Raw genomic sequence first — 26,850 nt, 5'->3', positions numbered from 1 at the left:
TCAGTCGTCCGTCGCGCGGCCGGGCGGACGCGCCGCGGCGGAGCAGGCGGTGCAGGTGCCGAACAGCTCGATGGTGTGCGAGATGTCCGTGAAGCCGTGGCCGGCACCGATGCTGTCCGCCCACGCCTCGACGGCCGGGCCGTCGATCTCCACGGTGGCGCCGCACGTGCGGCACACGAGGTGGTGGTGGTGCTCGCGCCGCTCGCAGCGGCGGTAGACCGACTCGCCCTCGGCCGTGCGCAGCACGTCCACGTCACCGGCCTCCGCGAGGGACTGCAGGGTCCGGTAGACGGTCGCGAGGCCGATCCCGTGCCCCTGGTCCCGCAGCAGCTCGTGCAGCTGCTGGGCGCTGCGGAAGTCCTCGACGGTGGTGAGGGCGTCGGCGACGGCGGTGCGCTGCCGGGTCATGCGCTGCATCAGGCGGTCCTCGGTGCGGTGATCTGGACGTCGTCGTCGAGCTGGGGGTGGGGGTCGCGGACGGGGGACGGTCGCCGCCGCCGCAGGAGCGGGCGGAACGCGGCGGTGAGGGCGTAGAGGCCGATGGCCAGCACGACGATCATCGCCCCGGGAGCCGCGTCCTCCCAGTAGGTGATGCTGAGCCCCGCGACCGTCACCACGACGCCGACCGTCATGGCGACGGCCATGGTGCGCTGGAACGACGAGGAGACGAGCTGGGCCACGGCCACGGGCACGATCATGAGCGCACTGACGAGGAGCAGCCCGACCACGCGCATGGCCACCGTGACGGTGAGGGCGGCGACGACGGCGATGAGGAGGTTCAGCGTCCGCACCGGCAGGCCACCGGCGCGGGCGAACTCCTCGTCCTGCGAGACCGCGAAGAGCGCGGTCCGCAGGCCGACCCCGACAGCGAGCACGAGCGCGGCCAGGGCGGCCGTGAGCCACACGTCCCCGGTCGAGACCGTCGAGATCGAGCCGAACAGGTACCCGACGAGGTTGGCGCTCGTGCCCCCCGCCTGGCCGATGATGAGCACGCCGCCGGCGATGCCGCCGTAGAACAGCAGTGCCAGGGCGACGTCACCGCTCGTGCGGCCCCGGGCGCGCACCACCTCGATCGCCACGGCGCCCACGATCGCCGCGACCACCGCGCCGGGGAGCGCGAGGGCGTCCTGGCGCGAGAGCTCGAGGGCGTTGCCGGCGAGCCAGCCGAGCGCCACCCCGGTGAGGGCCACGTGGCCGATGCCGTCGCCGAGGAGGGAGAGCCGGCGCTGCACGAGGTACGTGCCGATCACCGGGGCGGTCAGCCCGACGAGCGCGGCCACGACGAGCGCCCGCTGCATGAACGGGTCCGTGAGCATCCCCAGCACCTCGTCCCGGACGGTCACGACGTCCACCCCACCGTGCTCGAGAGGCCCAGCGCGTCCGGCGGCGCCGTGTCGCTGTCGCCGTGGGGATGGACGTGGTCGTGGCTCGGCTCGGCGTGGCCGGGGGCGGGCGCCGGGGGAGCGCCGTCATGGACCACGCGGCCGTGCCGCAGCACGACGGCGCGGCGCACGAGCGGCGCCAGGGCACCCAGCTCGTGCAGCACGACGACGACCGTCGTCCCCGCGGCGGCGAGGTCGCGCAGCGCCTGCGCGAACGCCTCCTGGCTGGGCAGGTCCACGCCGGCGACGGGCTCGTCGAGGAGCAGCAGGTCGGGTCGGCGGACGAGCGCACGGGCGATGAGCACGCGCTGCTGCTGGCCCCCGGAGAGCTCCTGGCAGGCGCGCCCGCCGAGGTGGCCGAGCCCCACGAGCCCCAGCGCCTCGGCGGCTCGCCGGCGCGCGTGGCGCGGGGGCAGGAGCCGGTGCCCGTGCAGCAGCCCCGAGACGACGACCTCCTCGGCGGTGGCCGGCACGCCGGACCCCACCGCCACCCGCTGCGGGACGTACCCGATGCGGTGCCACGGGGTGCGCCGGCCCAGCGGCTCCCCGAAGAGCCGCACCGCGCCCCGCTCGAGGGGGACGGCCCCGACGAGCGCCCGGACCAACGTCGACTTGCCGGAGCCGTTCGCGCCGAGCAGACCGACGACCTCACCGTCGGTGACGGTGAGGTCGACGTCGTGCAGGATCGTGGCGCCGCCGAGCGTGACGCGCAGGCCGGTGGCCGTCAGGACGTCCGTCACTCACACCCCAGCCCGGTGCGCAGGGCCTCGAGGTTCGACTCCATGACGCCACGGTAGTCCGTGGAGGGGTCGGCCAACGTCTCCACCGGGTCCAGGACGAGCACCTCCAGGCCGAGGTCCGCGGCGAGGGTGTCGGCGACGGCGGGGCTGGCCGCGCTCTCGGTGTAGACGGCGGTCACCCCGTGCTCGCGGACCTCCTCGGCGATCTCCCGGAGGCGGGCCGGCGAGGGCTCGGCCTCGGGGTCGATGCCCGCGACGCCGATCTCGGTGAACCCGTAGCGCTCGGCGAGGTAGCCGAACGCGGTGTGGCCGGTGATCACGACGTCCCGCTCGCACTGCGCGAGACCGGCCGCGAGCTGCTCGTCCAGCGCCGTGAGGTCGGCGGTGAACGCCTCGGCGTTGGCGGCGAAGGCGTCGGCATGCTCGGGTGCCGCCTCGGACAGGACGGCGGCGATCTCCTCGCCGACGGCCGCGAGCCGGGTCGGGTCGAGCCAGAAGTGGGGGTCGAGGGAGCCGTGGTCGTCGTGGCCGTCGTCGGCGGTGTGGCTCTCCTCCTCCGCCTCGTCGTGCGGCTCGGCCCCGCCCTCGTGGTCGTGCTCCTCGGGTGCCGGCTGCAGGTCCGCGACGTCGAACACGTCGAGCACGTTCTCCGGCTGTCGGGCGGCGATCGCGTCGTCGACGGCCGGCTGGAAGCCCGACAGGTAGACGACCGCGTCGACCTGGGCCATCTCCCGCAGCTGCGCGGGGGAGACCTCGAGGTCGTGCGGCTCCGCGCCGGCCGGTGTCAACGAGGCCACCTCGACCAGGTCACCGCCCACCTGCTCGACGGCGTGGACGAGCGGGTAGAACGAGGCGAGCACCCGCACGGGCTCCGTCGCGGCGGCCGCCTCCTGCTCCTGGCCGGTGCCCTCGTCGGCTGCGCCGCCGTCGGCGGTGCACGCGGTCAGGGTCAACCCCGCGGCGAGCATCGCGGGGAGTGCGATCACGGCACGGGTGCGGGCGGGGCCACGGGCAGCGGTACGGCGGAGCAGCATGAGACTGATTCTCATCTGTGCTGAAAATGATTGTCAACTTCGTCGGTCGGCACGGCTGCGGGGGCGCGGTGCCTCGGGTCCCCGGGCGCTAGCCTGGGGCGTTCGCCGCCCGTCCCGTCCGCGCGAGCCACGCGCGGACCGCACACCACCAGGAGCTCTCCGTGGCCGCCACGCCGTCCCGCCTCGATGCCGTCACCAACCTCGCCAAGCGCCGCGGGTTCGTGTTCCCCTCGGGCGAGATCTACGGCGGGACGCGGTCCGCGTGGGACTACGGGTCGCTGGGGGTGGAGCTCAAGGAGAACATCAAGCGCCAGTGGTGGAAGGCGATGGTGACCGGCCGTGAGGACATCGTCGGCCTCGACTCCTCGGTCATCCTGCCGCGCCAGGTCTGGGTCGCGTCGGGCCACGTGGGCGTCTTCACCGACCCGCTCACCGAGTGCCTGAGCTGCCACAAGCGCTTCCGCGAGGACCAGCTCATCGAGGAGTACGAGGAGAAGAAGGGTCGCACGGTCGAGAACGGCCTGGCCGACATCCCGTGCCCCAACTGCGGCACGCGCGGGCAGTGGACCGAGCCGCGCGACTTCAACATGATGCTCAAGACCTATCTCGGCCCGGTCGAGGACGAGTCCGGGCTGCACTACCTGCGGCCCGAGACCGCCCAGGGCATCTTCGTCAACTTCGCGAACGTCATGTCGACGGCCCGCAAGAAGCCGCCGTTCGGCATCGGCCAGATCGGCAAGTCGTTCCGGAACGAAATCACCCCCGGCAACTTCATCTTCCGCACGCGCGAGTTCGAGCAGATGGAGATGGAGTTCTTCGTCGAGCCCGGGACGGACGCCGAGTGGCACCAGTACTGGATCGACACGCGCACGGACTGGTACGTCGACCTCGGCATCTCGCGCGACAACCTGCGGCTCTTCGAGCACCCGCAGGAGAAGCTCTCGCACTACTCCACGCGCACGGTCGACATCGAGTACCGCTTCGGCTTCAGCGGCTCGGAGTGGGGCGAGCTCGAGGGCGTCGCGAACCGCACGGACTTCGACCTGCGGACGCACAGCGAGCACTCGGGCCAGGACCTGTCCTACTTCGACCAGGCCAAGAACGAGCGCTGGGTGCCCTACGTCATCGAGCCGGCAGCCGGTCTGACGCGGTCGCTCATGGCGTTCCTCATCGAGGCGTACGCCGAGGACGAGGCCCCCAACACCAAGGGTGGCGTCGACAAGCGCACGGTCCTGCGGCTGGACCCGCGCCTCGCGCCGGTCAAGGCCGCCGTGCTGCCGCTGTCCCGGCACGAGGACCTCTCGCCGGTCGCCCGTGACCTCGCCGCGGAGCTGCGTCGTCTGTGGAACGTCGAGTTCGACGACGCCGGCGCGATCGGCCGCCGCTACCGCCGGCAGGACGAGATCGGGACGCCGTACTGCATCACGGTGGACTTCGACAGCCTGCAGGACCAGGCCGTCACCATCCGGTCGCGCGACACCATGAGCCAGGAGCGCGTGAGCCTGGACCAGGTGACCGCCTACCTGGGCGCGGGGCTCGTCGGGGCGTGAGCCGCACGGCCGACCGGCCCGCCGGTGACGCGATGACCGGTCACCCGGTCACCGGGCACTCCCACGGCGGCGAGAACCCCCGTGCGGGCTCGCGCGTGCGGTGGGTCCTCGCGCTGTGCGTCCTGCCCGTCGCCGTGCTCACCCTGGTCGGTCTCGTCGCTCTCTGGCCGTCGGCGGACCAGCGGCCGGACCGCATCCCCACGGCGGCCGAGGGTTCGTCGTACGTACAGGCGGACGTCCTGCGGGTGCTCCCGGAGGCGCGGCTGCTCGAGGTGGACGTCGAGGGCAGCGGCTTCGCGCTCGCCCAGGTGCCGCCGGAGGCGCTCGCGGCCGGCGTCGGCGAGGGCGACCGCGTCCTGCTCCTGACCATCCGGTCCGAGGAGGTCCCGCTCGTCTGGGTGGATCTCGTCCGGGACGCCCCCATCGGACTGCTCGCCGTCGCGTACGCCGCGCTCGTCGTGCTGGTCGCGCGGTGGCGCGGGGTCGCCGCGATCGTCGGCCTCGTCGTGTCGCTCGGGCTCGTCGCGCTCTTCACCCTGCCTGCCCTCCTGGCCGGTCAGCCACCGCTCCTCGTCGCGCTCGTCACCGCGTCCGCCGCCCTGTTCGCCACGCTGTACCTCGCGCACGGCCTCAACGCGCGGACGACGACGGCGCTGCTCGGCACGGTCCTCGGCGTGGCCCTGACCGCCGTGCTCGCCTCGTGGTCGACGCGCGCGGCGGCGCTCACGGGCCTGACGAGCGAGGACGCGCTGCTGCTGCCGGGCCTCGCGCCGGACCTGGACATGCGTGGCGTCGTGCTGTGCGGGATCATCCTGGCCGGCCTCGGCGTGCTCAACGACGTGACGATCACCCAGGCGTCCGCGGTGTGGGAGCTGCGGGCGATCGCGCCCGGGATGGGCCGGTGGGAGCTGTTCCGGCGGGGCATGCGCATCGGGCGGGACCACATCGCCTCGACGGTCTACACCATCGCCTTCGCGTACGTCGGGGCGGCGCTGCCGATCATGCTCCTCATCAGCCTGTACGACCAGCCGCTGACGCGGACGCTGACGGCGGGGGAGATCGCGGAGGAGGTCGTCCGGACCCTCGTCGGGTCGATCGGTCTGGTCGCGGCGATCCCCCTCACCACGGCGATCGCCGCGCTCGTGGTGACGGCGGGCGCGGTCGTCACCGACGTCGCGGTCAGTGGGCGTGGGCGTGCGTCGAGCCCTCCCGGCGCACCTGCCGCAGCGGCAGACGCGTGACGACGGCCGCGGCGATCGCCGTCGTCAGCGGGATGGCGAGCACCAGGCCGATGGAGCCGACCAGGGTCCGCGCGATCTCCTGCGCGAACTCCCCGCTGCCGATCGTCAGGGCCCACGGCAGCTGGTAGACCTCGAGCAGCAGCAGCACGGGCAGCGCGGCGCCGGCGTACGCGAACGCGATCGTGTAGACGGTCGAGGCGATGTGGTCGCGCCCGATGCGCATCCCGCCGCGGAAGAGCGAGGCCGGGGTCGCGTCCGCGTCCGCCGCGCGGAGCTCCCACACGGCGGAGGCCTGGGTGATCGTCACGTCGTTGAGCACCCCGAGCCCGGCGAGGACCACACCGCAGAGGAACAGCCCGCGCAGCTGCGACCCGTCGAGCTGGCCGGTCAGCTGCGCCAGGCGGTACTCGTCCTCCGTCGTCACGCCGCTGAGCCGGGCCGCGTTCGCGGCCAGCACCCCGAGCGCCGCGGTGACGCCCAGCCCCGCGAAGGTGCCCAGGAGCGCCGTCGTCGTGCGGAGCGAGAACCCGTGGGCCAGGTAGAGGACGACGAACATGATGGCCGCGCTGCCGGCGAGGCCCACCGCCAGGGGGTCGCGTCCCTCCAGCAGCGCGGGCAGCATGAACACCGCCACCACGGAGAACGCGATCGCGAGGCCGACGATCGCGCGCAGCCCGCGCAGGCCCGCCACGGCGACGACGACGACGGCGAACGCCGCGGCGAGGACACCGAGGGGCGCGGTCCTGGCGACGTCGTGGAACGCCCACGCCTCCTCCTCGGTGTCCGTCGCCAGGTAGCGCTCCAGCACGACGCGCGTGCCGACGGGCAGGTCCGCCACCGTGAGCGTCGGCAGGGCCCACACCTGGACCTCCTCACCCGCGGCGTCGCCGTCCAGCACCTCGACGACGACGCTGACGCAGCGCACCTGCTCGGGCACGGTGCCGTCCGGCAGGCGGTCCTCGCTCGTGCCGCCGCAGGACTCCTCGCGCGCCTGGACCACGTCCGCGCGCGGGTACTCGGCGTCGACGGCCACGACGCCGGTCGACGGACGGTCGCCCGACGGCCACAGCAGCACGAGCCCCGCGACCGTGGCGAGGGCCGCGGGGACCAGGAGGGCCGCCATGACGACGGCGGTCCGGCGGGGTCCGCGCGGCCGGTCGGGCGTGCTCGAGGAGGACATCCGCCGATGATGGCAGGGGCGTGGGGGACAATCGTGCGGTGCCCGTCCCCCACGCGTCCGCGACCGTCGTGCCGTCGTCCCGCCCGCCCGGGAGCGAGGCGGTCCTGCCGCCCCTGCGCATCGGACCCCTGACGGTGGAGACGCCGGTGGTCCTCGCGCCCATGGCGGGGGTGACGAACCGAGCCTTCCGGCGCCTGTGCCGTGAGCACGGCGCGGGCCTGTACGTGTCGGAGATGGTGACGTCGCGGGCGCTCGTGGAGCGGACGCCGGAGTCGATGCGGATCATCCGGCACGACACCGACGAGCGACCGCGCTCGGTCCAGGTGTACGGGGTGGACCCCGCCACCGTCGGCGCGGCCGTCCGGATGCTCGCCGAGGAGGACCGCGCCGACCACGTCGACCTCAACTTCGGCTGCCCGGTCCCCAAGGTCACGCGTCGCGGGGGCGGCGCCGTGCTCCCGTGGAAGCGCGACCTGTTCGCCGGCATCGTCCGGGCCGCGGTCGACGCCGCGCGCCCGTACGGCGTCCCCGTGACCGTCAAGATGCGCAAGGGCATCGACGAGGACCACCTGACCTACCTCGACGCGGGCCGGGTGGCGCAGGACCTCGGTGCCGCCGCCGTGGCGCTGCACGCGCGCACGGCCGCGGACTACTACTCCGGGACCGCCGACTGGGACGCGATCGCGCGCCTCAAGGACGCCGTCACCGACGTGCCGGTGCTCGGCAACGGCGACATCTGGTCGGCCGAGGACGCGCTGGAGATGGTCCGGCGCACCGGGTGCGACGGCGTCGTCGTCGGCCGGGGGTGCCAGGGCCGGCCCTGGCTCTTCGCGGACCTCGCCGCGGCGTTCCACGGGTCCGACGTGCGGGTGCGTCCCGGGCTCGGTGAGGTGGCGGCGGTGATCCGGCGGCACGCCGAGCTGATGATCGAGGAGTTCGGCGAGGAGGGCAAGGCCCTGCGCGAGATGCGCAAGCACATGGCCTGGTACCTCAAGGGCTACGTCGTCGGCGGGGCGCTGCGGGCCAGGCTCGGGCTGGTCGAGTCGCGCGCGCAGCTGGACGACCTGCTCGCCGAGCTCGACCTCGACCAGCCGTACCCGGGCGAGGCGGCCGAGGGCCAGCGGGGTCGCGCCGGCTCCCCGAAGCGACCGGCGCTGCCCGAGGGCTGGCTCGAGTCGCGCGAGCTCGGCGAGGACTTCCGGCGCGCGCTCGCCGAGGCGGAGCTCAGCGTCTCCGGCGGCTGACCGGTCGTCCCGCGATCGGTACCCTTCGGGCGGTCCCCGCCCCCCGACGATCGGTGGTCCCGTCGTGCAGCACCTCCGCATCCGGCCCCGCCCTGGGGTGCGCGGCGCCGTCGTCGTCGCCGTCGTCGCCGCGCTGACGGGGTGCACCGGGTCGCCGGACGCGCCCGCCGAGCCACAGCCGACCGGGAGCGCCGACGACGCCCCCCAGGCCGTCCCCGAGCCGACGGGCCCGGGGACGGGGGTCCAGCTCTTCCAGTGGACATGGACCTCGATCGCGCGTGAGTGCGGGGAGGTCCTCGGCCCGGCCGGCTACGACTGGGTCCTCACGTCGCCGCCGCAGGAGCACGTCCTGGGGGAGCCGTGGTGGACGGCGTACCAGCCGGTCTCCTACCGGCTGGAGTCGCGCCTGGGCACGCGCGAGGAGTTCGCCGCCATGGTGGCCACGTGCGACGAGGCCGGCGTCGCCGTCGTGGCCGATGCGGTGATCAACCACATGACCGGGCAGGACGAGCCGGGCGTCGGCTGGGCGGGCAGCCCGTACGAGCACTACGAGTACCCCGGCCTGTACTCCGACGCCGAGGGCGACTTCCACCACTGCGGCCTGGCCGCAGGGGACGACATCGCGCAGTACCGGTCGGCCGGCCAGGTGCAGCGGTGCGAGCTGGTCAACCTCGCCGACCTCGCCACCGGCACCGAGCGCGTGCGCGAGCGCGTCGGCGCGTACCTCGCCGACCTCGTGTCCCTGGGGGTCGCCGGCTTCCGCATCGACGCCGCGAAGCACATGCCGGCCGAGGACGTCGGCGCGGTCGTCGCCGGGCTGCCCGAGGACGTGTGGGTCTTCCAGGAGGTCATCGGCGCCACGGAGGAGCCGATCCGCCCGGAGGACTACCTCCCCAACGGGCTGGTGACGGACTTCTTCTACGGCCGTGAGCTGGCCGCGTTCGTCGGCGGCGGGGCGCTGGACCGGGTGCTCGAGTACCCCGGGACCTCGACCGCGCTGCCGTCGGAGCAGGCCGTGGTCTTCGTCGAGAACCACGACACGGAGCGCAACGGCTCCACGCTCGGCTACAAGGACGGCGCGGACCACCTGCAGGCGCTCGTCATGATGCTCGCCGCGGACTACGGCACCCCGGTCGTGTACTCCGGCTACGCCTTCCGGACGCGGGACGCCGGGCCACCGCAGGACGCCGACGGGGCGGTGCAGGACGTGCAGTGCGCGCCCGAGCCGGCGGCGTGGGGCGACGTGCCGCGCGACCCGCCCGGCGCGTGGCTCTGCCAGCACCGGTGGACGCCCGTCGCAGGCCTCGTCGGATGGCGTGCGGAGGTGGGCGCGACGGAGCTGACGGACCTGTGGGTCGGACGACGCGCCGTGGCGTTCGGCCGCGGGGACCGCGGCTTCGTCGTGGTCAACGGCAACGCCGCCGACATGACGCAGACCCTGACGACGTCCCTTCCCGCCGGGACCTACTGCGACGTGGTCACCGGCGCCCTCGTGGACGGTGCGTGCACCGGGGACGAGGTGACGGTGGACGACGACGGCTCCGTCGACGTGGCGCTCGCGGGGGACACCGCGCTCGCCCTCCACGTCGGGGCGCGGCGCTAGGGTCGCCTCATGGGGCGGGGCCGTGCGGCGCTCGGCGACGGGGACGTGGAGGTCCTCCTCGTCGACGACGACGCGCCCGACCAGCCGGCGGAGGCACGGCCGGCACCGGGGGCGTCACGGGGCCCGCGCGGTCGGCGGCTCGCCCGGGGCGCCGTCGTCGCTCTCGTGGTGGTGACGGCTGCCGGGGCGGCGCAGGCATGGCAGGAGCAGACGGCACAGGCGGCGCTGGCCGGCGTCCCGGGGTTCGTGGCCCGCATGGACATGCCTCCGCAGGTCGCCTGGGAGCGGGACGGCTACGTCCGCGACGCCGCCGGTGCGATGCTCCTGATGCATTCCTCCGACGGGGCCGCGACCGACCTGGTGGACGCTGCGACCGGCGCGGTGCTGTGGTCGGCGCAGGGGCCGGGCGCGGACGGCGGCTGGGGGGACTGCGAGTTCGTGCGCGAGGGCGCCGCCCCGGCCGTGTGGGGGTTCTCGGAGGACCCGGCGGATTCCGTGCTGTGCCGGACCACCACCGTACGGTCCGGTGCTCCGGTCTCGACCCGGCTCCAGGTCCTCGACGCCCGGACCGGTGGGCTCCTCGCGGAGCGCACCATCAGGACGGAGCCGACGTTCGTCGCGACCCTGGCCGGTGACGTCGTGCATGCGGGGCACGACGCGGACGGGTACCTGGAGGTGGTGCGCTGGGACCCCGACACGGACACCGATCGGTGGCGGTACCGCAGCGAGCAGGCCTCCGGGCCCGGTTCGCGCGAGCTGAGCGCGGGGGTCGTGGGAGACGTCGTGCTCGTGCAGAACGGTGGCGCCGTCGTGCTGGTGTCCCTCGACGACGGGTCGGTCGTCCATCGCGACGACCTCGGGTCTCCCCGGATCGCGATCGCCCGGCTCGCCGACGGCACGGTCGACCTCCGCATCCCGCTGGACGCACCGGGCGCGATGACGGTGACCGACCGCGACGGCACGGTGCGCTGGGAGGCGGAGGCATGGTTCGCCGGCCCTCAGACCCTCGACCCGCGCACCCCGGTGCTGCTCGTGAGCGACGACGTCCGTGGGGTGGTCGCGCACGACGTCCGGGACGGCGAGGTCCTCTGGACCCGCGGCGCCGAGGGCACCGACACCGGCACGTGGCGCGGCGGGAACGGCATACCCCTGGTCCAGGTCGCGCACCGGCTCGTCCTGGCCACCGGGGGGCGGCTGGAGACCCTGGACGCGCGCGACGGGAGCACGCTGTGGGTCGCGGAGGACCTCGGAGTGAGCTCCTACGGCGCCGTGAGCGACGGGCGCTCCGTGATCGTCCCGGCACGGTCCCTCGGCGACCGCCTCGCGGACGTGCTCGTCGCGCTGGACGTGCGGGACGGTCACGAGGTGTGGCGCCTCGAGCTGCCCTGGACGGGCGACACGGTGCTCGGTGTGGCGGACACGCTGGTCGTGGAGGGTGTCGGAGGGGTCGTCGGGCTGCGTCCCTGAGCCCGTGCACCCCCTCGGGCGGCGGTTGCGGGCCGGACGTACTCTTCGACGATGCGTCGCCCTTCGCGCGGCGCCGGCCGGGCGGCCGACGTCGAGGTGGTGCTCGTCGAGGACGAGCGGGTGTCGGACCGCGCCCCCCGCGCGCACGCCGCGGCCACCCCGGCCGCTGGACCGCCCGCCGAGCGACGGCCCGGCTTCCGCCCCGTGGTGGGTCGCCGCCGGTCCGTCGCGGTCCTGGCGGTGGTGGTCCTGCTCGGCGTCGCGGGCGTCCTGCAGAGCCGGCAGCAGGCGGTCGTGGCGGCCGCTCTGGAGGCGCAGCCCGGGCTGCTGCGGTCGGTGCACGTGCTGCCCGTGGAGCAGTGGCGGCTGCCTGGAGCCTGGGTCGCCGGCCTCGGCGAGCGCGACGTCCTCGTCACCACCCCGGACGGTCCGCTGCAGGCGGTCGACCCGAAGACCGGCGCCGTGCGGTGGGACACCGGGCGGCCCCCGCCGGGCGGCTCCGTCTGGTGCTCGGCGCTGGACAGGACCCCGGACGGGTCCGCGCTGACCCGGGTGCCACCCGACGTGCGTCCGGCCGCGTTCGTGGTGTGCGAGGAGGGTCGGTGGGTCGCCGGACGCCTCGGGACCCGGGTCCGGCACACCACGGCGACCGTCCACGACGCGGGCACGGGCGCCGTCGTCGCCACGCGTGAGGTCGACGGCGGCCTCCTCGTCTCCGACGTGGCCGGCGAGGACCTCCTCCACGCGTGGGCGGACGCGTCCGGACGCGTGAGCGTCGCCCGTTGGGACCCCCGTACCGGCGCACCACGGTGGACGTTCCGCAGCGAGCACCGGGTGACCGACCGCCGCAGCAACGGGGTGGCGGTGCACCGCGGCGCCGGGACGGTGAGCTTCGTGGGGTCGGGCACGGTCACCGTCGACCTGGCGTCCGGCGAGGAGAGGGACCGTCCCGGCACGGAGGCGCAGCGCCATCCCGTCGTCGTCGGCCACCTCCCCGACGGCGCCGCCGTCGTCGTCCGCGGAGGCGGCGTCGGCGCGTCGAGCGCGGTGGTCGGCACCGACGGCGCCACGCGCTGGTCGGGCACCGGCGACCCGCTGCTGCCGGAGGTGCGCACGGGGACCGCGCCGCCCGCGCTGCTCCTCCACCGGTCGGACCGGGGCACGGTGGTCGCCGTGGACCCGACGACGGGATCCCCGCTGTGGGAGTCACCCCTCGCGCTGCGTGGTCCGAACGACGCGGCCGACCTACGCCTGCTCACGGAGGTCGGACCGGTCGCCGTGCTCACGGACACCGTCGAGGCCTGGGCGGTCGACCTCGCCGGCGGCCGGGAGCTCTGGCGGCTGCCCCTCGCCGACGTGCCGAGGCTGCACCCGCTCACGGACGGGACCGTGGTCGCCCTGCCCGTGCAGGACGGCACGCCGGCGGGAGCGCTCCTCGCCGTCGACGGGCGCTCCGGCGCCGAGCTGTGGCGCACACCCCTGCCCGACGGGACCAAGGGCGTCCGGTCGGCGCACGGCATCCTCCTGGTCGAGTCCGGGGACGGCATCACCGCGCTCGGGTGAGGACGGCGGGCACGGCGTGGCCCGGGACAGCCCCACCCCTGCCGTCGCCGGGACGTCCGACCTATCCTCGGAGGATGCGGCGCCGTACCGACGGCGCCCCGTCGGCCCGGCCCGGCCCGCAGCGCGGGACCTGGCACCCCGGCGTGGCCACCGTGCACGACGTGGACGTGGAGCTCGTCGAGGACGACGAGCCCCGGTCCGACGCGGGGCGGAGCACCTCGCGGCACCCGGCGCGCTCCGACCACGGGGCGGTGCTGCGGGACCGTTCCCGCCGGGGTCTCGTCACCGTGACGAGCCTCGCCGTCGCCGGTGCGGCGGTCCTCACGCTCAACGTCGCCACCGAGGCGCGGTCGACGGCCGCGGCGGCCCGGCTCGCGGCCGTGCCCGGCGTCCTCGACCCCGTGACCGGACCCGGACCGTCGTGGACGCGGCCGGACGTGCTGCTGCTCGGTGTGGTGGACGACGCCGTCCTCGTCTCCTCGGCGGGGCACATGATGGAGGCGCTCGACGCCCGGACCGGCGAGGTGCGGTGGACCGTGGGCGAGCGCGGCACGTCGGGCTGGTGCTCGCTCCTGGCGGACGACGAGGTCGACATCCAGTTCGAGCGGACGACGCCGTGGAGCCCCCTGGGTGCCGACGCCGCCTGCTACCGCAGCGGCTGGTGGGCCGACGGACCCGAGGACGACCTGCGCCGTCGCACGCTGGTGGAGATCGTGGACACCGCCGACGGTCGCGCCAGCGCCCGGCTCGAGGAGGACGGGCGGCTCGTCACGAGCCTCCTCCTGGACGGTGACCTCGTCCTCGTCGTCGCGCGGGACGACGGCTCCGTCGTCGTGTGCCGGTGGGACCCGCAGGCCGCCGTGCTGCGCTGGCGCACGGTCTCGGACCCGGGCGTGGCGACGCCCGACGCGGTGGGGACCGCGGTGCTCCAGGACGGCCGGACGCTCACCGTGCGCGGCAACCGGCGCGCCACGGTCGCGCTCGCCGACGGCAGCCCGCTGGCCACGCACGTCCCGGCGACGTCGCGGCGCCGCCCGACGGCGTCCCCGGTCTGGCCGCTCGTGACCGACGCGACGAACCCGGTCGCGCTCCTGCCCCGTCGCGAGGGCACGCGCGTGGTGGCGCCGGGGGCTGGCCGGTCCGTGCACGAGCTGTGGCGTGTCCCTCCGGGCCCGCGCCCGTCGCCCGTCGCGGACGTCTCCGGGGTGGTGCTGCTCGCCGCCTCGGCGGAGGTGGTCGCCCACGACCGCGCGACGGGACGCGTCCGCTGGCGCGTCGAGACCGCCGCCGCGGTGGACCCCGTGCCGCTCACCGACGGCCGGACCGTGCTGCTGCCCGTGCCGGGCGTGGGCACGACGGACCTGGCGGCGCTGGACCTGGACGACGGGCTCGAGGTCTGGCGGGTGCCGCTGCCCCAGGGGACGCGGATGCTCGTCCCGGCCGACGGCGCCGTCGTCGTCCAGGCGAGGGACGGCGTCGTCGGCGTGCCGGTCAGTCCCTGAGGACCGCCCACACGGTCGTGTCCGGCGGGACGAGCACGCCGCCCTCGTCGGACGCCCTCGTCGGCCCGGACGTCACCACCGGCTCCCAGCCGCGCGGCAGCACCGCCTCCGCGCCACCGACGGTCGTCACCACGAGGAGGTCCCGGTTCACGAGGGCGAGCACGTCGTCGCCGACGACGTCCCCCGCAGTCGTGCGCAGCCCGCTCACCCAGGCCAGGGAGCCCGTGCCGAGCGAGCGCTCGCGGCGGACGTGCAGGGCCGTGCGGTACAGCTCGTAGGTCGAGCCCGGCACGCCGCGCTGCTGGTCGAGCGCGTGGTCCGCGAAGACGTCCGGCTGGCTGAGCCAGCTGCGGCCGCCGGGGGAGAAGCCGTAGGCGGGCGCGTCCGCCTCCCACGGGAGGGGGACGCGGCAGCCGTCCCTGCCGCGCTCCGTGTGCCCCGACCGCCACCACGCCGGGTCCTGGCGCTCCTCGTCGGGGAGGGTCGTGTGCTCGGGCAGCCCCAGCTCCTCGCCCTGGTAGACGTAGGCGGAGCCGGGCAGGGCGAGCATGAGCAGCGACGCGGCGCGGGCACGGTGCAGACCGAGCTCGGCGTCCGGCTGCGGGTCGGTCGTGCCGATGCCGTTGGGTCGCGACCCGGGGACCTCAAGACCCAGGCGCGAGGGGTGCCGGACGACGTCGTGGTTGGACAGCACCCAGGTGGTCGGCGCGCCGACCTCGTCGTTGGCCTCGAGCGACCCGGTCACGACCGCGCGCAGGGCGGGTCCGGACCACAGCGTGGTGAGGAACGCGAAGTTGAACGCCTGGTGCATCTCGCCCGGGCGGACGTAGCGCGCCAGCCGGGACATCGGCTCGACCCACGCCTCCGCCACGAGCGCACGGTCGCCGTCGTACTCCGCGAGCACGCGGTTCCACGAGCGGTAGATGTCGTGCAGGCCCTCCTGGTCCCACATCGGGCCGGCGCTGCCAGAGCCGGTGGCGCCGTCCTCGGAGCCGTACGTCCCGTCGTGGCCGCCGTCGATCATCGCCGTCGTGCCGTCCCAGTCGGGCAGACCGGGCGCCTTGACCATGCCGTGCGCCACGTCGACGCGGAACCCGTCGACCCCGCGGTCCAGCCAGAAGCGCAGCACGTCCTCGAGCTCGGCGCGCACCTCGGGGTTCGACCAGTCCAGGTCCGGCTGGCTCGTGTCGAACAGGTGGAGGTACCACTGGCCAGGCGTGCCGTCCGCCTCCGTGACCCGGGTCCACGCCGGGCCGCCGAACACGGAGGTCCAGTTGTTCGGCGGCTCGGCACCGTGGGGGCCGCGGCCGTCGCGGAACAGGTAGCGGGCCCGCTCCGGGCTGCCGGGGGCGGCGCCGAGGGCCGCCCGGAACCACGGGTGGTCCGACGAGGTGTGGTTCGGCACCAGGTCGACGATCACGCGCAGGCCGAGGCTGTGGGCGCGCGCCAGGAGGGCGTCGGCGTCGGCCAGGGTGCCGAAGAGCGGGTCGACGTCCCGGTAGTCCGCGACGTCGTAGCCCGCGTCCCGCTGCGGCGAGCGGTAGAACGGCGACAGCCACACGGCGTCGACGCCCAGCTCGGCGAGGTGGTCGAGCCGGGCGGTGATGCCCGGCAGGTCGCCGATCCCGTCGCCGTCGGCGTCGGCGAAGGAGCGCGGGTACACCTGGTAGATCACCGCGTCGCGCCACCAGGCGCCGGCGGGCGAGGCGGCGTGCACAGGCGTCGTGGTGAGGGACGTGCTGAGGGCAGGCGGACGAACGGGCGAGCTCACGGATCTCCGTCGGGCTGGGGGTGCGGGGGACGGGTGGCGCGCGGCTCAGGCCGGAGCGGCCTGGGCGACCGTGACCGCCGGGCGCGCGGCGCCCGTCGAGCCACGGACGATGAGCTCCGGGTGGAAGAGCAGCTCGGACCGCGGGACGCGGGTGCCCGAGATCTCCGACACCAGGGCGCTCACCGCGGCCTCGCCCATGCTGACGACCGGCTGCCGGATGGTCGTCAGGGGCGGGTCGGTGAAGGCGATGAGCGGCGAGTCGTCGAAGCCGACGACCGACACGTCGTCGGGCACGGCCAGGCCGCGTGCGCGGGCGGCGCGGATCGCGCCGAGCGCCATGAGATCCGAGGCGCAGACGACGGCGGTGTGGCCGGAGTCGATGAGCTCGCCGCCGGCGGCCTGGCCGCCCTCGACCGTGAAGAGCGTCGTGACGACGTGACGGCTGGGGTCCGCAGAGGGGTCCCGGCGCCGGAGCGCCGCGGTGAAGGCGGCGAGCTTGCGGCGCGCGGGGATGTAGCGGTCGGGGCCGATGGCCAGCCCGATCTGCTGGTGCCCGAGGGAGGTGAGGTGGCGCAGCGCGAGCTCGACCGCGACCGCGTCGTCGGTGGAGACGGCCGGGGCGTCGATGCCCTCGGAGTAGCCGTTGACCAGCACGATCGGCAGGCCCCGGCTGCGCAGGCGGTGGTACCGCTCGTTGCTCGCCGTGGTGTCGGCGTGCCGACCGGAGACGAACACGATGCCGTCGACACCGTGCTCGAGGAGCATCTCGACGTACTCGTCCTCGGTCGTGCCACCGGGGGACTGGGTGCACAGCAGCGGCGTGAACCCCCGCTCGGCCAGGGAGTTCTCGACGGACTGGGCCAGCGCGGGGAACACCGGGTTCGTCAGCTCCGGGACGATGAGGCCGACCAGGCCCTCCGAGCGGGTGCGGAGCTTCTCCGGTCGCTCGTACCCGAGCACGTCGAGCGCGGCCAGCACGGACTTGCGTGTCTGCGACGAGACGCCGGCCTTCCCGTTGAGGACGCGCGAGACCGTGGCCGTGCTGACGCCGGCCTGCTCCGCGAGATCCTTCAGACGGGTCCGCACGTGCGGCAGCGTAGAGGACACGGCACACCTCCTCGTGGGGGGTCCTCGTTCCGAGACATGTCGTCGCGAAAGCGTTGCATGAAAGTTACCGCAACGGCTTGCACCGAAGCGAGCCCCCCGGTTAGCGTCGCCGTCATCAGGGCTCGATCTTGCGGTGTCGCCAGGTCGCGCCAGTTGGAGAACTCGTGTTGGGAGACACCCACGATGCGACGGAGCATCCCGTTTGTCGCGGTCGCCCTGGGCGCCGCGCTCACCCTGTCCGCCTGCGGTGGCGGTGACGCCGAGGAGCCGGAGGCCGCGGAGCCCACGGCCGAGGAGACCACGGACGAGGAGGCCCCCGAGTCCGAGGGCGGCAGCCTGACGATCTGGGTCGACGAGACGCGGCAGAAGGCCGTCGAGGCCGCTGCGGCGGACTTCGAGGCCGAGACCGGCACCACGGTCGAGCTGGTCCAGAAGAACTTCGACGACATCCGTCCGGACTTCCTCGCCCAGGTCCCGACCGGCGAGGGCCCGGACATCACGGTCGGCGCGCACGACTGGCTGGGTGGCCTGACGGCCAACGGCGTCGTCGCCCCGATCGAGCTCGGCGACGCGGCGGAGGGCTTCGAGGAGGTCGCGCTCCAGGCGTTCACGCAGGACGGCCAGGTCTACGGCCTCCCGTACGCGGTCGAGAACATCGCGCTCATCCGCAACACCGACCTGGCCCCCGAGGCGCCGGCGACGTGGGACGACGCCGTCGCGGCCGGCCAGGCTGCCGGCACCCCCTACCCGATCCTCATCCAGATGGGTGAGACGGGTGACCCCTACACGATGTACCCCTTCCAGACGTCGTTCGGCGCCCCGGTCTTCGTCCAGAACGAGGACGGCTCCTACACCCCCGAGCTCGCGCTCGGCGGCGAGGCCGGCACCGCGTTCGCCACGTGGCTGCAGGAGCAGGGCCAGGCGGGCGTGCTCGACACGGCCGTCACCTACGACGTCGCCGTGGAGGCGTTCGCCAACGGTGAGTCGCCGTTCATCATCGGTGGCCCCTGGATGATCGAGTCGTTCGAGGGCCTGAACCTGTCGATCGACCCGATCCCCGCCGCCGGTGACCAGCCGGCCCAGCCGTTCGTGGGTGTTCAGGGCTTCTACATCTCCGCGCAGACGGAGAACGAGCTCCTCGCCAACGACTTCCTCGTCAACTTCATGGCGACGGAGGAGGCCCAGACGGCGCTCTACGAGGCCGGCGGCCGTCCGCCGGCGCTCATCGCCGCCGCCGACGCCGCGTCGTCCGACCCCATCACGGCCGGCTTCCGCGCCGTGGGCTCGGACGCCGTCCCGATGCCGTCCATCCCCGAGATGGGTTCGGTGTGGGAGTTCTGGGGCGTGACCGAGGCGCAGATCGTCTCCGGCGCGGCAGCCGACCCGGCCGCCGCCTGGGAGCAGATGGTCGCCGACATCCAGGCCGCCCTCGACGCCGCTGCCTGACGCTCGAGCGAGCACAGCACGACCGCGTGGCGCGCAACCGGCACCCCCGGTTGCGCGCCACGCGCGCATGACCCCCAGTTCCCGCCGGGGCGGTGCCATGATGCGAGCAAGGCGCACGACGACGTGCCCCTCGCCTCCGGTGCGCCGCTGCGGCCCCCGCACCGGAGCGCGGGTGCTCAGCCGATGCGCTGACGAGCCCGCACGGAGGTAGTGATGAGCAGCCCCCACCCACCGCAGGTCGAGGCCGCCGACGCCATGGCGCCGGGCGACCGCACCCCGGGACCGGCCAGGCCCCGTCGCACCGGGACGGCGCCCGCCCGCGACTACGGGCCCGGCTTCCTCACGAAGCTCATGCTCATGGCCCTCGTCAACGCCCTCGGCGTGTGGATCGCGTGGTCGGCGTGGACGATCGGCTCCTACGGGATCCTCGCCGGCATGGTCGCGATCGTCGTCGCGGTCGACGTCGTGTACTTCTCCCGCAGGACGCTGCCGATGAAGTACATCCTCCCGGGGCTGATCTTCCTCTTCGCGTTCCAGATCTTCGTCGTCGTCTACACCGTCTTCGTGGCCTTCACCAACTACGGCGACGGGCACAACTCGACCAAGCAGGACGCGATCGAGTTCCTGCTCATCGACAACGAGCGCCGCGTCGAGGGCTCGGACGCGTACCAGGTCGCGGTCGTCGAGAGCGACGGCGGCGACCTCGGTCTCGCGGTCGTCACCGGGTCCGGCGACGTCCGGGTGGGCACCGCGCAGGAGCCGCTGCGGACCGTCGAGGACGGCGAGGCGAGCGACGGCCGGGTCACCGAGGTGCCGGGCTACACCCTGCTGGACCGGCAGGAGATCCTCCAGCGCGCCGACGAGGTGACGACCCTGCGGGTGGCCCTGTCGGAGGACCCGGAGGAGGGGTCCCTGCGCACCCAGGACGCCCGCAACGCCTACGTGTTCCGCTCCGCCCTGGAGTACGACCCGGACGAGGACGTCATGCGGAGCCTCGTCGACGGCACGGTGTACTCGCCGTCCGACGAGGGCTTCTTCGTCTCGCCGGACGGCGAGCAGCTCTCCGTCGGGTGGCGCGTCGTCGTCGGTGCCGAGAACTTCGTCACGGCGTTCAGCGACGCCCGGTACGCCGGTCCGTTCGTCAAGATCCTGCTGTGGACGTTCGCCTTCGCGTTCCTGTCCGTGCTGACGACGTTCATGCTCGGGCTGTTCTTCGCGATCACGTTCAACGACCCGCGCCTGCGCGGCCGGAAGATCTACCGGACCCTGCTGATCCTCCCGTACGCGATGCCGGGCTTCCTCGCCGCGCTGCTGTGGGCCGGTCTGCTCAACCGCCGGTTCGGCTTCGTCAACGCCGTGATCCTCGGCGGCGCGGAGATCCCCTGGCTGACGGACCCGACGCTCGCGAAGCTGTCGATCATCGGCGTCAACCTGTGGCTCGGCTTCCCCTACATGTTCCTCATCTGCACCGGCGCCCTGCAGGCCATCCCTGCGGACCTCACGGAGGCCGCGAAGATCGACGGTGCCGGCCGGTTCCGGATGTGGCGGTCGATCACCCTGCCGCTCCTCCTGGTCTCGACGGGCCCGCTGCTCATCTCGTCCTTCGCCTTCAACTTCAACAACTTCACGCTCGTGTACATGCTTACGCAGGGCGGACCACGGTTCACCGACACCTCCGTGCCGCTGGGCCACACGGACATCCTCATCACGATGATCTACTCCGTGTCCGGCCTGGACGGCTCCGCGCCGCGCAACTACGGGCTCGCCAGCGCGCTGTCGATCGTCGTCTTCATCATCGTCGCGACCATCTCGGCCCTGGCCTTCCGCCGGACCCGTCAGCTCGAGGAGATCAACTGACATGGCCACGCAGACCAGCACCGTCACGGCGGGCAGCAGGACGCGCACGGGAGCCCCGGCGGACGACGCGCGACGGATGAAGCCCGGCCGGTACCTCAGCGAGCTCGGGTGGCGTCACGTCGTCGGCGTCATCGGCGTCGTCTACGCCGCGTTCCCGCTCGTGTACGTGTTCTCGGCCGCCCTGTCGGACCAGGGGACGCTCACGGGGTCCAACGAGCTCTTCGGAACGATCAGCACGGCAAACTTCGAGGACCTCAACGCGACCCGGTTCTGGACGTGGGTCGGGAACACCCTCCTCATCGCGGGCGTCACCGCGATCGGCACGGTCCTCATGGGCGCCGCGGCGGCCTACGCCTTCTCGCGCTTCCGGTTCACCGGCCGTCGCGTGGGGCTCACGTCCCTGCTGATCATCCAGATGTTCCCGCAGATGCTCGCGTTCGTCGCGATCTTCCTGCTGCTCATCTCGCTCGGCAACGTCGTCCCGGCGCTCGGCCTGAACAGCAAGCTGGCGGTCATCTGCGTCTACCTTGGCGGCGCGCTCGGCGTGAACACGTTCCTCATGTACGGCTTCTTCAACACCGTGCCGCGCGAGCTGGACGAGGCCGCGAAGATCGACGGCGCCTCCCACGCCCAGATCTACTGGACGATCATCCTGCGGCTGGTCGCGCCGATCCTGGCCGTCGTCGCCCTCCTGTCGTTCATCTCGACGTTCGGCGAGTTCATCATCGCCCGCGTCCTGCTCCAGTCCGAGAGCAACTGGACGCTCGCCGTCGGCCTGTACGGCTGGGTGTCCGACCTGCTCGAGGCGCAGTGGGGCCTCTTCGCGGCCGGAGCGGTGATCTCCGCGGTGCCCGTGCTGCTGCTGTTCCTCTTCCTGCAGCGCTACATCGTCGGCGGGCTCACCGCGGGCTCGGTCAAGGGATGAGCCGTCGCTCCCTCGACGCACACCACGACGGGAGCGAGCTGTACGTCCCGGCAGGCACGCCGGCGCTGGGGGACCGCGTGCCCGTCCGGGTCCGGGTGCCCTCCGGCTCCGCCGCGCGGGCGGTCCACCTGCGGACCGTCCGCGACGGGGAGCCGGAGGTCACCGCGACCACGCTGGACCGGGAGGACGAGCACGAGCGCTGGTACGTCGCCGAGGTCGAGGTGCACAACCCGGTCACGCACTACCGCTTCCTCCTCGACGAGCCGGACGGCCACCGCTGGCTGAACGGCACGGGCCTGCACGCGCGTGACGTGCCGGACGCTGCGGACTTCCGGCTCACCGTGCACCCGGGCGCGCCCGGGTGGGCCCACGACGCCGTCGTCTACCAGGTGTTCCCCGACCGCTTCGCGCGCTCGGGCGTGCGGCGGCCGGCGCCGGACTGGGCGCTGCCGGCGGGGTGGGACGACGAGCCGCTGGCGGCCGGGCCCGGCGTCGGGCAGCAGCTGTTCGGCGGCGACCTCCGCGGCATCGAGCGGCGTCTGGACCACCTCGAGCGGCTCGGGGTCGACGTCCTCTACCTCACGCCGTTCTTCCCCGGGCGGTCCAACCACCGCTACGACGCGAGCACCTTCGACCACGTCGACCCGGTGCTCGGGGGGGACGAGGCACTGGCGTCGCTGTCCCGGGCGGTCCACGCGCGGGGCATGCGGCTCGTGGGCGACCTGACGACCAACCACACCGGCGCCGGGCACGAGTGGTTCCGGCGCGCCCAGGCGGACCGGGACGCCGAGGAGGCGTCCTTCTACCTGTGGACCGACGACGGCTACGTCAGCTGGCTGGGCCACGACACCCTGCCGAAGCTCGACCACGCGTCCTCCGCGCTCGGCCGACGGCTCGTCGACGGACCGGACTCGGTGATCGGCCGCTGGCTGCGCGACCCGTACGCCCTCGACGGCTGGCGCATCGACGTGGCCAACATGACCGGGCGGTACCGTGACCAGGACCTCACGCACGAGGTCGCCCGCCGCGTCCGCCGCACGATGACGGACGTCCGTCCGGACGCGCTGCTCGTCGGCGAGCACTTCCACGACGCGAGCCTGGACCTGCCGGGCGACGGCTGGCACGCGACCATGAACTACACCGGCTTCACGCGCCCGGTGTGGGGCTGGACGACCCCCGTGGGCTCCGAGCAGCCCGCGCTCGGCCTGCCCGTCCGGCGCGCGCGGCGCAGCGGTGCCGCGGCGGTCGCCACGATGCGGGAGTTCGCGGCCGTCCTGCCGTGGCGAGTGACGGCCGCGCAGTGGAACATGCTCGGCTCCCACGACACCGCCCGGATCAGCACGCTCGTCGGCGACCGGGGCGTGCTCGAGGTCGCGGTCGGCCTGCTCATGACGTACCCGGGCACACCCATGGTGTTCGCCGGCGACGAGGTCGGCGCCACGGGGACCACCGGCGAGCACGCGCGCGTGACGATGCCGTGGGACCGGCCGGACGACTGGGACGCCGAGACCTTCGGGCTGTACCGCAGCCTCATCGCGCTGCGCCGGGAGTCCCCCGCCCTGCGCCGGGGTGGCCTGCGCTGGTGGCTCGCCGAGGACGACGTCCTGGCCTACCTGCGGGAGACGCCCGAGGAGCGGGTCCTCGTGGTCGCGGCCCGGGCACCGTGGTCCGGCGCGTCCGTGCCGGCCGCTCTGCTGGACGGAGGCACCCCGGAGGTCCTCCACGGGCCGGACCCCGTGCGCGCGCCCGACGGCGGCGTGCACGTCCCGGGCGACGGGCCGGCGCTCGCCGTCTGGCGACTCCCGTGACGTCCGGACCATCCGGCGACCACCCCGCGGCCCGGCCGTGAGGGCGCCCGACGCGGCGCACCGTCCCGCTGGCTAGGGTGCACGCGTGAGCGCACACCCCGCCGAGGGCCTGCCCGGTCCGCCGGTGGGCTCCTACACGGACGCGGACCGGGACCGGTGGTGCGTCGAGGCGCCCAAGAGCAAGCAGCGCACGCCGTTCGAGCGCGACCGCGCGCGCATCCTGCACTCCTCCGCGCTGCGCCGGCTCGGGGCCAAGACCCAGGTCCTCGGTCCGGCGACGGACGACTTCGTCCGCACGCGCCTCACCCACACGCTCGAGGTCGCGCAGGTGGGCCGCGAGCTCGGCAAGGCCCTCGGCTGCGACCCCGACGTCGTCGACGCCGCGTGCCTCGCGCACGACCTCGGCCACCCGCCGTTCGGGCACAACGGCGAGCGGGCGCTGGCCGGGGTGGCGGCGGAGATCGGCGGCTTCGAGGGGAACGCCCAGACACTGCGGCTGCTGACGCGGCTGGAGCCGAAGGTCGTCGACCCGGCGACCGGACGCGCCGCCGGCCTCAACCTCACGCGGGCGAGCCTCGACGCCTCGGTCAAGTACCCGTGGGGCGGGACCGAGGCGCCGCTGCGGCCGGACGGGACGCCGTCGGGGAAGTTCGGGGTCTACGCCGACGACGCGGAGGTCTTCGCCTGGCTGCGTGAGGGTGCCCCCGCCGGCGTGCGCTGCCTCGAGGCCGAGGTCATGGACCTCGCCGACGACGTCTCCTACAGCGTGCACGACGTGGAGGACGCCGTCGTCGGCGGTCGCCTCGAGCTGGAGGTGCTCGACGACGGCGGTGCCCGGGACCGGGTCCTCGCCGAGACCCGCACGTGGTTCGGGGGGCAGCTCGAGGACGCGGAGCTGCTCGAGGCGATGGAGCGGCTGCGCGGCGGGGAGCTGTGGGTGCGCGGCCACGGCGGGAGCCGGCGCGACCTGGCGGCGCTCAAGGACATGACCAGTCAGCTCATCGGGCGGTTCTGCGGGGCCGCGATCGACGCGACGCGGGAGCGCTACGGGACCGGGCCGCTGACCCGGTACGGCGCCCGGCTCGTCGTCCCCCGCCAGACCCTGGCGGAGATCCTCGTCCTTAAGGGCCTGGCCGTCGCGTACGTCATGGCGCCCCGCGAGGCGGAGCCCCTCTACCGGCGCCAGCGCGAGGTCATCGAGGACCTGGTGCAGGTGGTGGCGGAGCGCGCCCCCGTCGCGCTCGAGCCGGCCTTCGCCGCCGACTGGGCGCAGGCCGCCGACGACGCCGCCCGGCTCAGGGTCGTCGTCGACCAGGTGGCGTCGCTCACCGACGTGAGCGCCGCGGAGTGGCACGCCCGGATGGTGCGGCGCGTCGACCGGTAGCAGTGCCCACGGCGCACAGGGGGCCCGCGCCCCGGCCCGGGCGGCGCGTCCCGCGGCCTAGACTCGCGCCGTGGCTGGACGGATCCGACGCGAGGACGTGACGACGGTCCGTGAGCGCGCCCGGATCGAGGAGGTCGTCGGCGAGCACGTCACGCTCAAGCCCGCGGGCGTCGGGTCGCTCAAGGGGCTGTGCCCCTTCCACGACGATCGGAGCCCCTCCTTCCACGTCCGGCCCCAGGTCGGCTTCTGGCACTGCTTCGGCTGCGGCGAGGGCGGGGACGTCATCTCGTTCCTGCAGAAGATCGACGGCCTGGGTTTCACCGAGGCCGTCGAGCACCTCGCCGGCCGCGTCGGGGTGCAGCTCCAGTACGAGGAGGGCGGCGCCGTCCGCCCGGGCGAGGAGCCGGGTCGCCGTCAGCGGCTGCTCGAGGCGCATCGGCACGCGGCGGCGTTCTACGCCGAGCAGCTGCTCACGCCCGGGGCCGCCGTCGGCCGGCAGTTCCTCGCCGAGCGCGGGTTCGACCGCTCCGCCGCGGAGCAGTTCGGGGTCGGCTTCGCGCCGCAGGGCTGGGACCACCTGCTGCGGCACCTGCGGTCCAAGGGCTTCACCGAGGCGGAGCTGACCGTGTCCGGCCTGCTCAGCCAGGGCAACCGGGGGGTGTACGACCGGTTCCGGGGCCGCCTGATGTGGCCGATCCGCGACGTCACCGGTGACGTCGTCGGGTTCGGGGCGCGTCGCCTGCTCGAGGAGGACCAGGGCCCGAAGTACCTCAACAGCCCGGACACCGCGCTCTACAAGAAGGCGCAGGTCCTGTACGGCATCGACCTGGCCAAGCGGGAGATCGCCAAGCGGCGCCAGGTCGTCGTCGTCGAGGGGTACACCGACGTCATGGCGGCGCACCTGTCCGGCGTGCCGACCGCCGTCGCGACCTGCGGGACCGCGTTCGGGCCGGACCACGCGCGCATCGTGCGCCGGCTGCTGGGGGACACGTCGGCCGGCGGCGGGGTGCAGCTCGCGTCCGGGGCGTCGACGGGCGGCGAGGTCGTCTTCACGTTCGACGGGGACGAGGCCGGCCAGAAGGCCGCCCTGCGCGCGTTCGGCGAGGACCAGAAGTTCTACGCGCAGACGTTCGTCGCGGTGGAGCCGAGCGGCATGGACCCGTGCGAGCTGCGTCAGGAGAAGGGCCCCGACGCGGTGCAGGCGCTCGTCGCTGGTCGGCAGCCGCTCTTCGAGTTCGTCATCCGCTCGACGCTGCGCCGGCACGACCTGGACACCGTCGAGGGCCGGGTCGCCGCGCTGCGCGCCTCGGCGCCGGTGGTCGCCGGCATCCGGGACGCGGCCCTGCGCCCGGAGTACGGCCGGATGCTCGCCGGCTGGCTCGGGATGGAGGCGGAGACGGTGCTGCGTGAGGTGAGCGCGGCCGCGCGCCGGTCCCGTGACGGCGGGGAGCGCGGGTCCGAGCCCGGCCGCCGTCACCCGACCATGCCCGGCCCGGGGGAGCGGCCCGGCGGTGCGGGCCCCGACGGCGCCCCCGCCCGGCCGCGCCTGGTCGGACCGGACCGGACCGACCCCGTGGCGAAGCTCGAGCGCAACGCCCTGGAGGTGCTGCTGCAGCACCCCGGCGCCGTCGACGCCGCCGCGGTGGACGACCTCGCCCCCGACGCGTTCACCGTCCCGGCGTTCCGGGCGGTGCACGAGGCGATCCGCGCGGCCGGCGGTCTGACGTCCGCCGCCGGCGGCTCACCCGCCGCGTGGGTGGACCGGGTCCGGGAGGAGGCGGCGCTGCCCGTGCAGCCGCTCGTCCTCGAGCTGGCCGTCACACCGCTCCCGGAGGACCGGCCGGACGCCGTCGACGGCTACGCGCGCGGGGTGGTCACCGCCCTGGTGGACCTCGGCATCACCCGGCGCATCGCCGACCTGCGGGGCCGCCTGCAGCGGATGGACCCGCAGCGGGAGGTCGAGGCGTACCAGGCGGCGTTCGCCGACCTCATCGCGCTGGAGAGCCGGCGGCGCGCCCTGCGCCAGGACGCGTAGGGCACCGCAGC

At 74.4% G+C, this 26,850-nt stretch carries 20 protein-coding genes; 13 read left to right on the top strand and 7 right to left on the bottom strand.

Translation table 11 applies throughout. The annotated features are described in order from the left end of the window. Genes LG379_RS12015 through LG379_RS12000 form a run of 4 tightly spaced genes read right to left on the bottom strand, consistent with a single transcriptional unit; the run spans nucleotide 1 to nucleotide 3,156 of the window. Nucleotides 1-417: a Fur family transcriptional regulator gene (locus tag LG379_RS12015; protein WP_225754758.1), complete on the bottom strand. Its 417-nt coding sequence runs from the start codon at nucleotides 415-417 to the stop codon at nucleotides 1-3. After that, entirely contained in the window at nucleotides 417-1,343 is a 927-nt protein-coding gene (locus LG379_RS12010) for a metal ABC transporter permease (RefSeq protein ID WP_225754757.1), read from the bottom strand. The genes LG379_RS12015 and LG379_RS12010 overlap by 1 nt, the downstream gene beginning before the upstream one ends. Next, on the bottom strand, nucleotides 1,340-2,122 hold the full coding sequence (locus tag LG379_RS12005; protein ID WP_225754756.1) for a metal ABC transporter ATP-binding protein: 783 nt from the start codon (nucleotides 2,120-2,122) through the stop codon (nucleotides 1,340-1,342). The genes LG379_RS12010 and LG379_RS12005 overlap by 4 nt, the downstream gene beginning before the upstream one ends. Then, nucleotides 2,119-3,156, bottom strand: a complete 1,038-nt coding sequence (locus LG379_RS12000) for a metal ABC transporter solute-binding protein, Zn/Mn family (RefSeq protein ID WP_225754755.1) — start codon at nucleotides 3,154-3,156, stop codon at nucleotides 2,119-2,121. Before LG379_RS12000 ends, LG379_RS12005 begins: the two co-directional genes overlap by 4 nt. Before the next feature lie 161 nt (nucleotides 3,157-3,317). Here LG379_RS12000 and LG379_RS11995 point away from each other — a divergent pair, with 161 nt between their 5' ends. Both LG379_RS11995 and LG379_RS11990 read left to right on the top strand, forming a co-directional pair. After that, nucleotides 3,318-4,706: a glycine--tRNA ligase gene (locus LG379_RS11995; RefSeq protein ID WP_225754754.1), complete on the top strand. Its 1,389-nt coding sequence runs from the start codon at nucleotides 3,318-3,320 to the stop codon at nucleotides 4,704-4,706. Continuing rightward, the gene (locus LG379_RS11990; RefSeq protein WP_225754753.1) at nucleotides 4,703-5,947 is read left to right on the top strand and encodes a YibE/F family protein; all 1,245 of its coding nucleotides are present in this window, start codon (nucleotides 4,703-4,705) and stop codon (nucleotides 5,945-5,947) included. Before LG379_RS11995 ends, LG379_RS11990 begins: the two co-directional genes overlap by 4 nt. Here the strand turns inward: LG379_RS11990 and LG379_RS11985 are convergent. After that, nucleotides 5,886-7,127: a YibE/F family protein gene (locus LG379_RS11985; RefSeq protein ID WP_225754752.1), complete on the bottom strand. Its 1,242-nt coding sequence runs from the start codon at nucleotides 7,125-7,127 to the stop codon at nucleotides 5,886-5,888. The two genes, LG379_RS11990 and LG379_RS11985, sit on opposite strands and share 62 nt — an antisense overlap. Nucleotides 7,128-7,195: 68 nt before the next feature. Here LG379_RS11985 and dusB point away from each other — a divergent pair, with 68 nt between their 5' ends. From dusB to LG379_RS11960, 5 genes are all read left to right on the top strand, one after another. Further along, entirely contained in the window at nucleotides 7,196-8,371 is a 1,176-nt protein-coding gene (dusB, locus tag LG379_RS11980; RefSeq protein ID WP_225754957.1) for a tRNA dihydrouridine synthase DusB, read from the top strand. Between the two features lie 64 nt (nucleotides 8,372-8,435). Next, on the top strand, nucleotides 8,436-9,974 hold the full coding sequence (locus LG379_RS11975) for an alpha-amylase family protein (RefSeq protein ID WP_225754751.1): 1,539 nt from the start codon (nucleotides 8,436-8,438) through the stop codon (nucleotides 9,972-9,974). A gap of 9 nt (nucleotides 9,975-9,983) precedes the next feature. Beyond that, nucleotides 9,984-11,441: a PQQ-binding-like beta-propeller repeat protein gene (locus LG379_RS11970; protein ID WP_225754750.1), complete on the top strand. Its 1,458-nt coding sequence runs from the start codon at nucleotides 9,984-9,986 to the stop codon at nucleotides 11,439-11,441. Nucleotides 11,442-11,492: 51 nt separating this feature from the next. After that, nucleotides 11,493-13,004, top strand: a complete 1,512-nt coding sequence (locus LG379_RS11965) for a PQQ-binding-like beta-propeller repeat protein (protein ID WP_225754749.1) — start codon at nucleotides 11,493-11,495, stop codon at nucleotides 13,002-13,004. 74 nt (nucleotides 13,005-13,078) lie between these two features. Continuing rightward, complete coding sequence (locus tag LG379_RS11960) at nucleotides 13,079-14,506, top strand: PQQ-binding-like beta-propeller repeat protein (protein ID WP_225754748.1); 1,428 nt, start codon at nucleotides 13,079-13,081, stop codon at nucleotides 14,504-14,506. Here LG379_RS11960 and LG379_RS11955 read toward each other — a convergent pair. After that, on the bottom strand, nucleotides 14,496-16,277 hold the full coding sequence (locus LG379_RS11955) for a glycoside hydrolase family 13 protein (protein ID WP_370634503.1): 1,782 nt from the start codon (nucleotides 16,275-16,277) through the stop codon (nucleotides 14,496-14,498). The genes LG379_RS11960 and LG379_RS11955 overlap by 11 nt on opposite strands. A gap of 45 nt (nucleotides 16,278-16,322) precedes the next feature. Further along, nucleotides 16,323-17,363 carry a LacI family DNA-binding transcriptional regulator gene (locus tag LG379_RS11950; RefSeq protein ID WP_225754747.1) on the bottom strand — a complete coding sequence of 347 codons (1,041 nt, stop codon included), beginning with the start codon at nucleotides 17,361-17,363 and terminating at the stop codon, nucleotides 16,323-16,325. 204 nt (nucleotides 17,364-17,567) lie between these two features. On the opposite strand from LG379_RS11950, the gene LG379_RS11945 reads away from it, so the two are divergent. The 6 genes from LG379_RS11945 (at nucleotide 17,568) to dnaG (ending at nucleotide 26,839) form a co-directional block, all read left to right on the top strand. After that, entirely contained in the window at nucleotides 17,568-18,830 is a 1,263-nt protein-coding gene (locus tag LG379_RS11945; RefSeq protein ID WP_225754746.1) for an extracellular solute-binding protein, read from the top strand. Between the two features lie 213 nt (nucleotides 18,831-19,043). Then, nucleotides 19,044-20,687, top strand: a complete 1,644-nt coding sequence (locus tag LG379_RS11940) for an ABC transporter permease subunit (protein ID WP_225754745.1) — start codon at nucleotides 19,044-19,046, stop codon at nucleotides 20,685-20,687. Between the two features lies 1 nt (nucleotide 20,688). Then, nucleotides 20,689-21,612 carry a sugar ABC transporter permease gene (locus LG379_RS11935; protein ID WP_225754744.1) on the top strand — a complete coding sequence of 308 codons (924 nt, stop codon included), beginning with the start codon at nucleotides 20,689-20,691 and terminating at the stop codon, nucleotides 21,610-21,612. Next, entirely contained in the window at nucleotides 21,609-23,420 is a 1,812-nt protein-coding gene (locus LG379_RS11930) for a glycoside hydrolase family 13 protein (protein WP_225754743.1), read from the top strand. Before LG379_RS11935 ends, LG379_RS11930 begins: the two co-directional genes overlap by 4 nt. Nucleotides 23,421-23,505: 85 nt before the next feature. Further along, nucleotides 23,506-24,804, top strand: coding sequence for a deoxyguanosinetriphosphate triphosphohydrolase (locus LG379_RS11925; RefSeq protein WP_225754742.1), 1,299 nt, complete (start codon nucleotides 23,506-23,508; stop codon nucleotides 24,802-24,804). A gap of 70 nt (nucleotides 24,805-24,874) precedes the next feature. Beyond that, nucleotides 24,875-26,839, top strand: coding sequence for a DNA primase (dnaG, locus tag LG379_RS11920; protein ID WP_225754741.1), 1,965 nt, complete (start codon nucleotides 24,875-24,877; stop codon nucleotides 26,837-26,839). The last annotated feature ends 11 nt before the right edge of the window (nucleotides 26,840-26,850 follow it).

The organism is Actinotalea sp. Marseille-Q4924 (genome assembly GCF_916618755.1).
In the GTDB taxonomy this organism is placed as follows: domain Bacteria; phylum Actinomycetota; class Actinomycetes; order Actinomycetales; family Cellulomonadaceae; genus Actinotalea.
The sequence above is the reverse complement of the archived record's forward strand: the minus strand, read 5'-3'. Positions and strand labels throughout refer to the sequence as shown.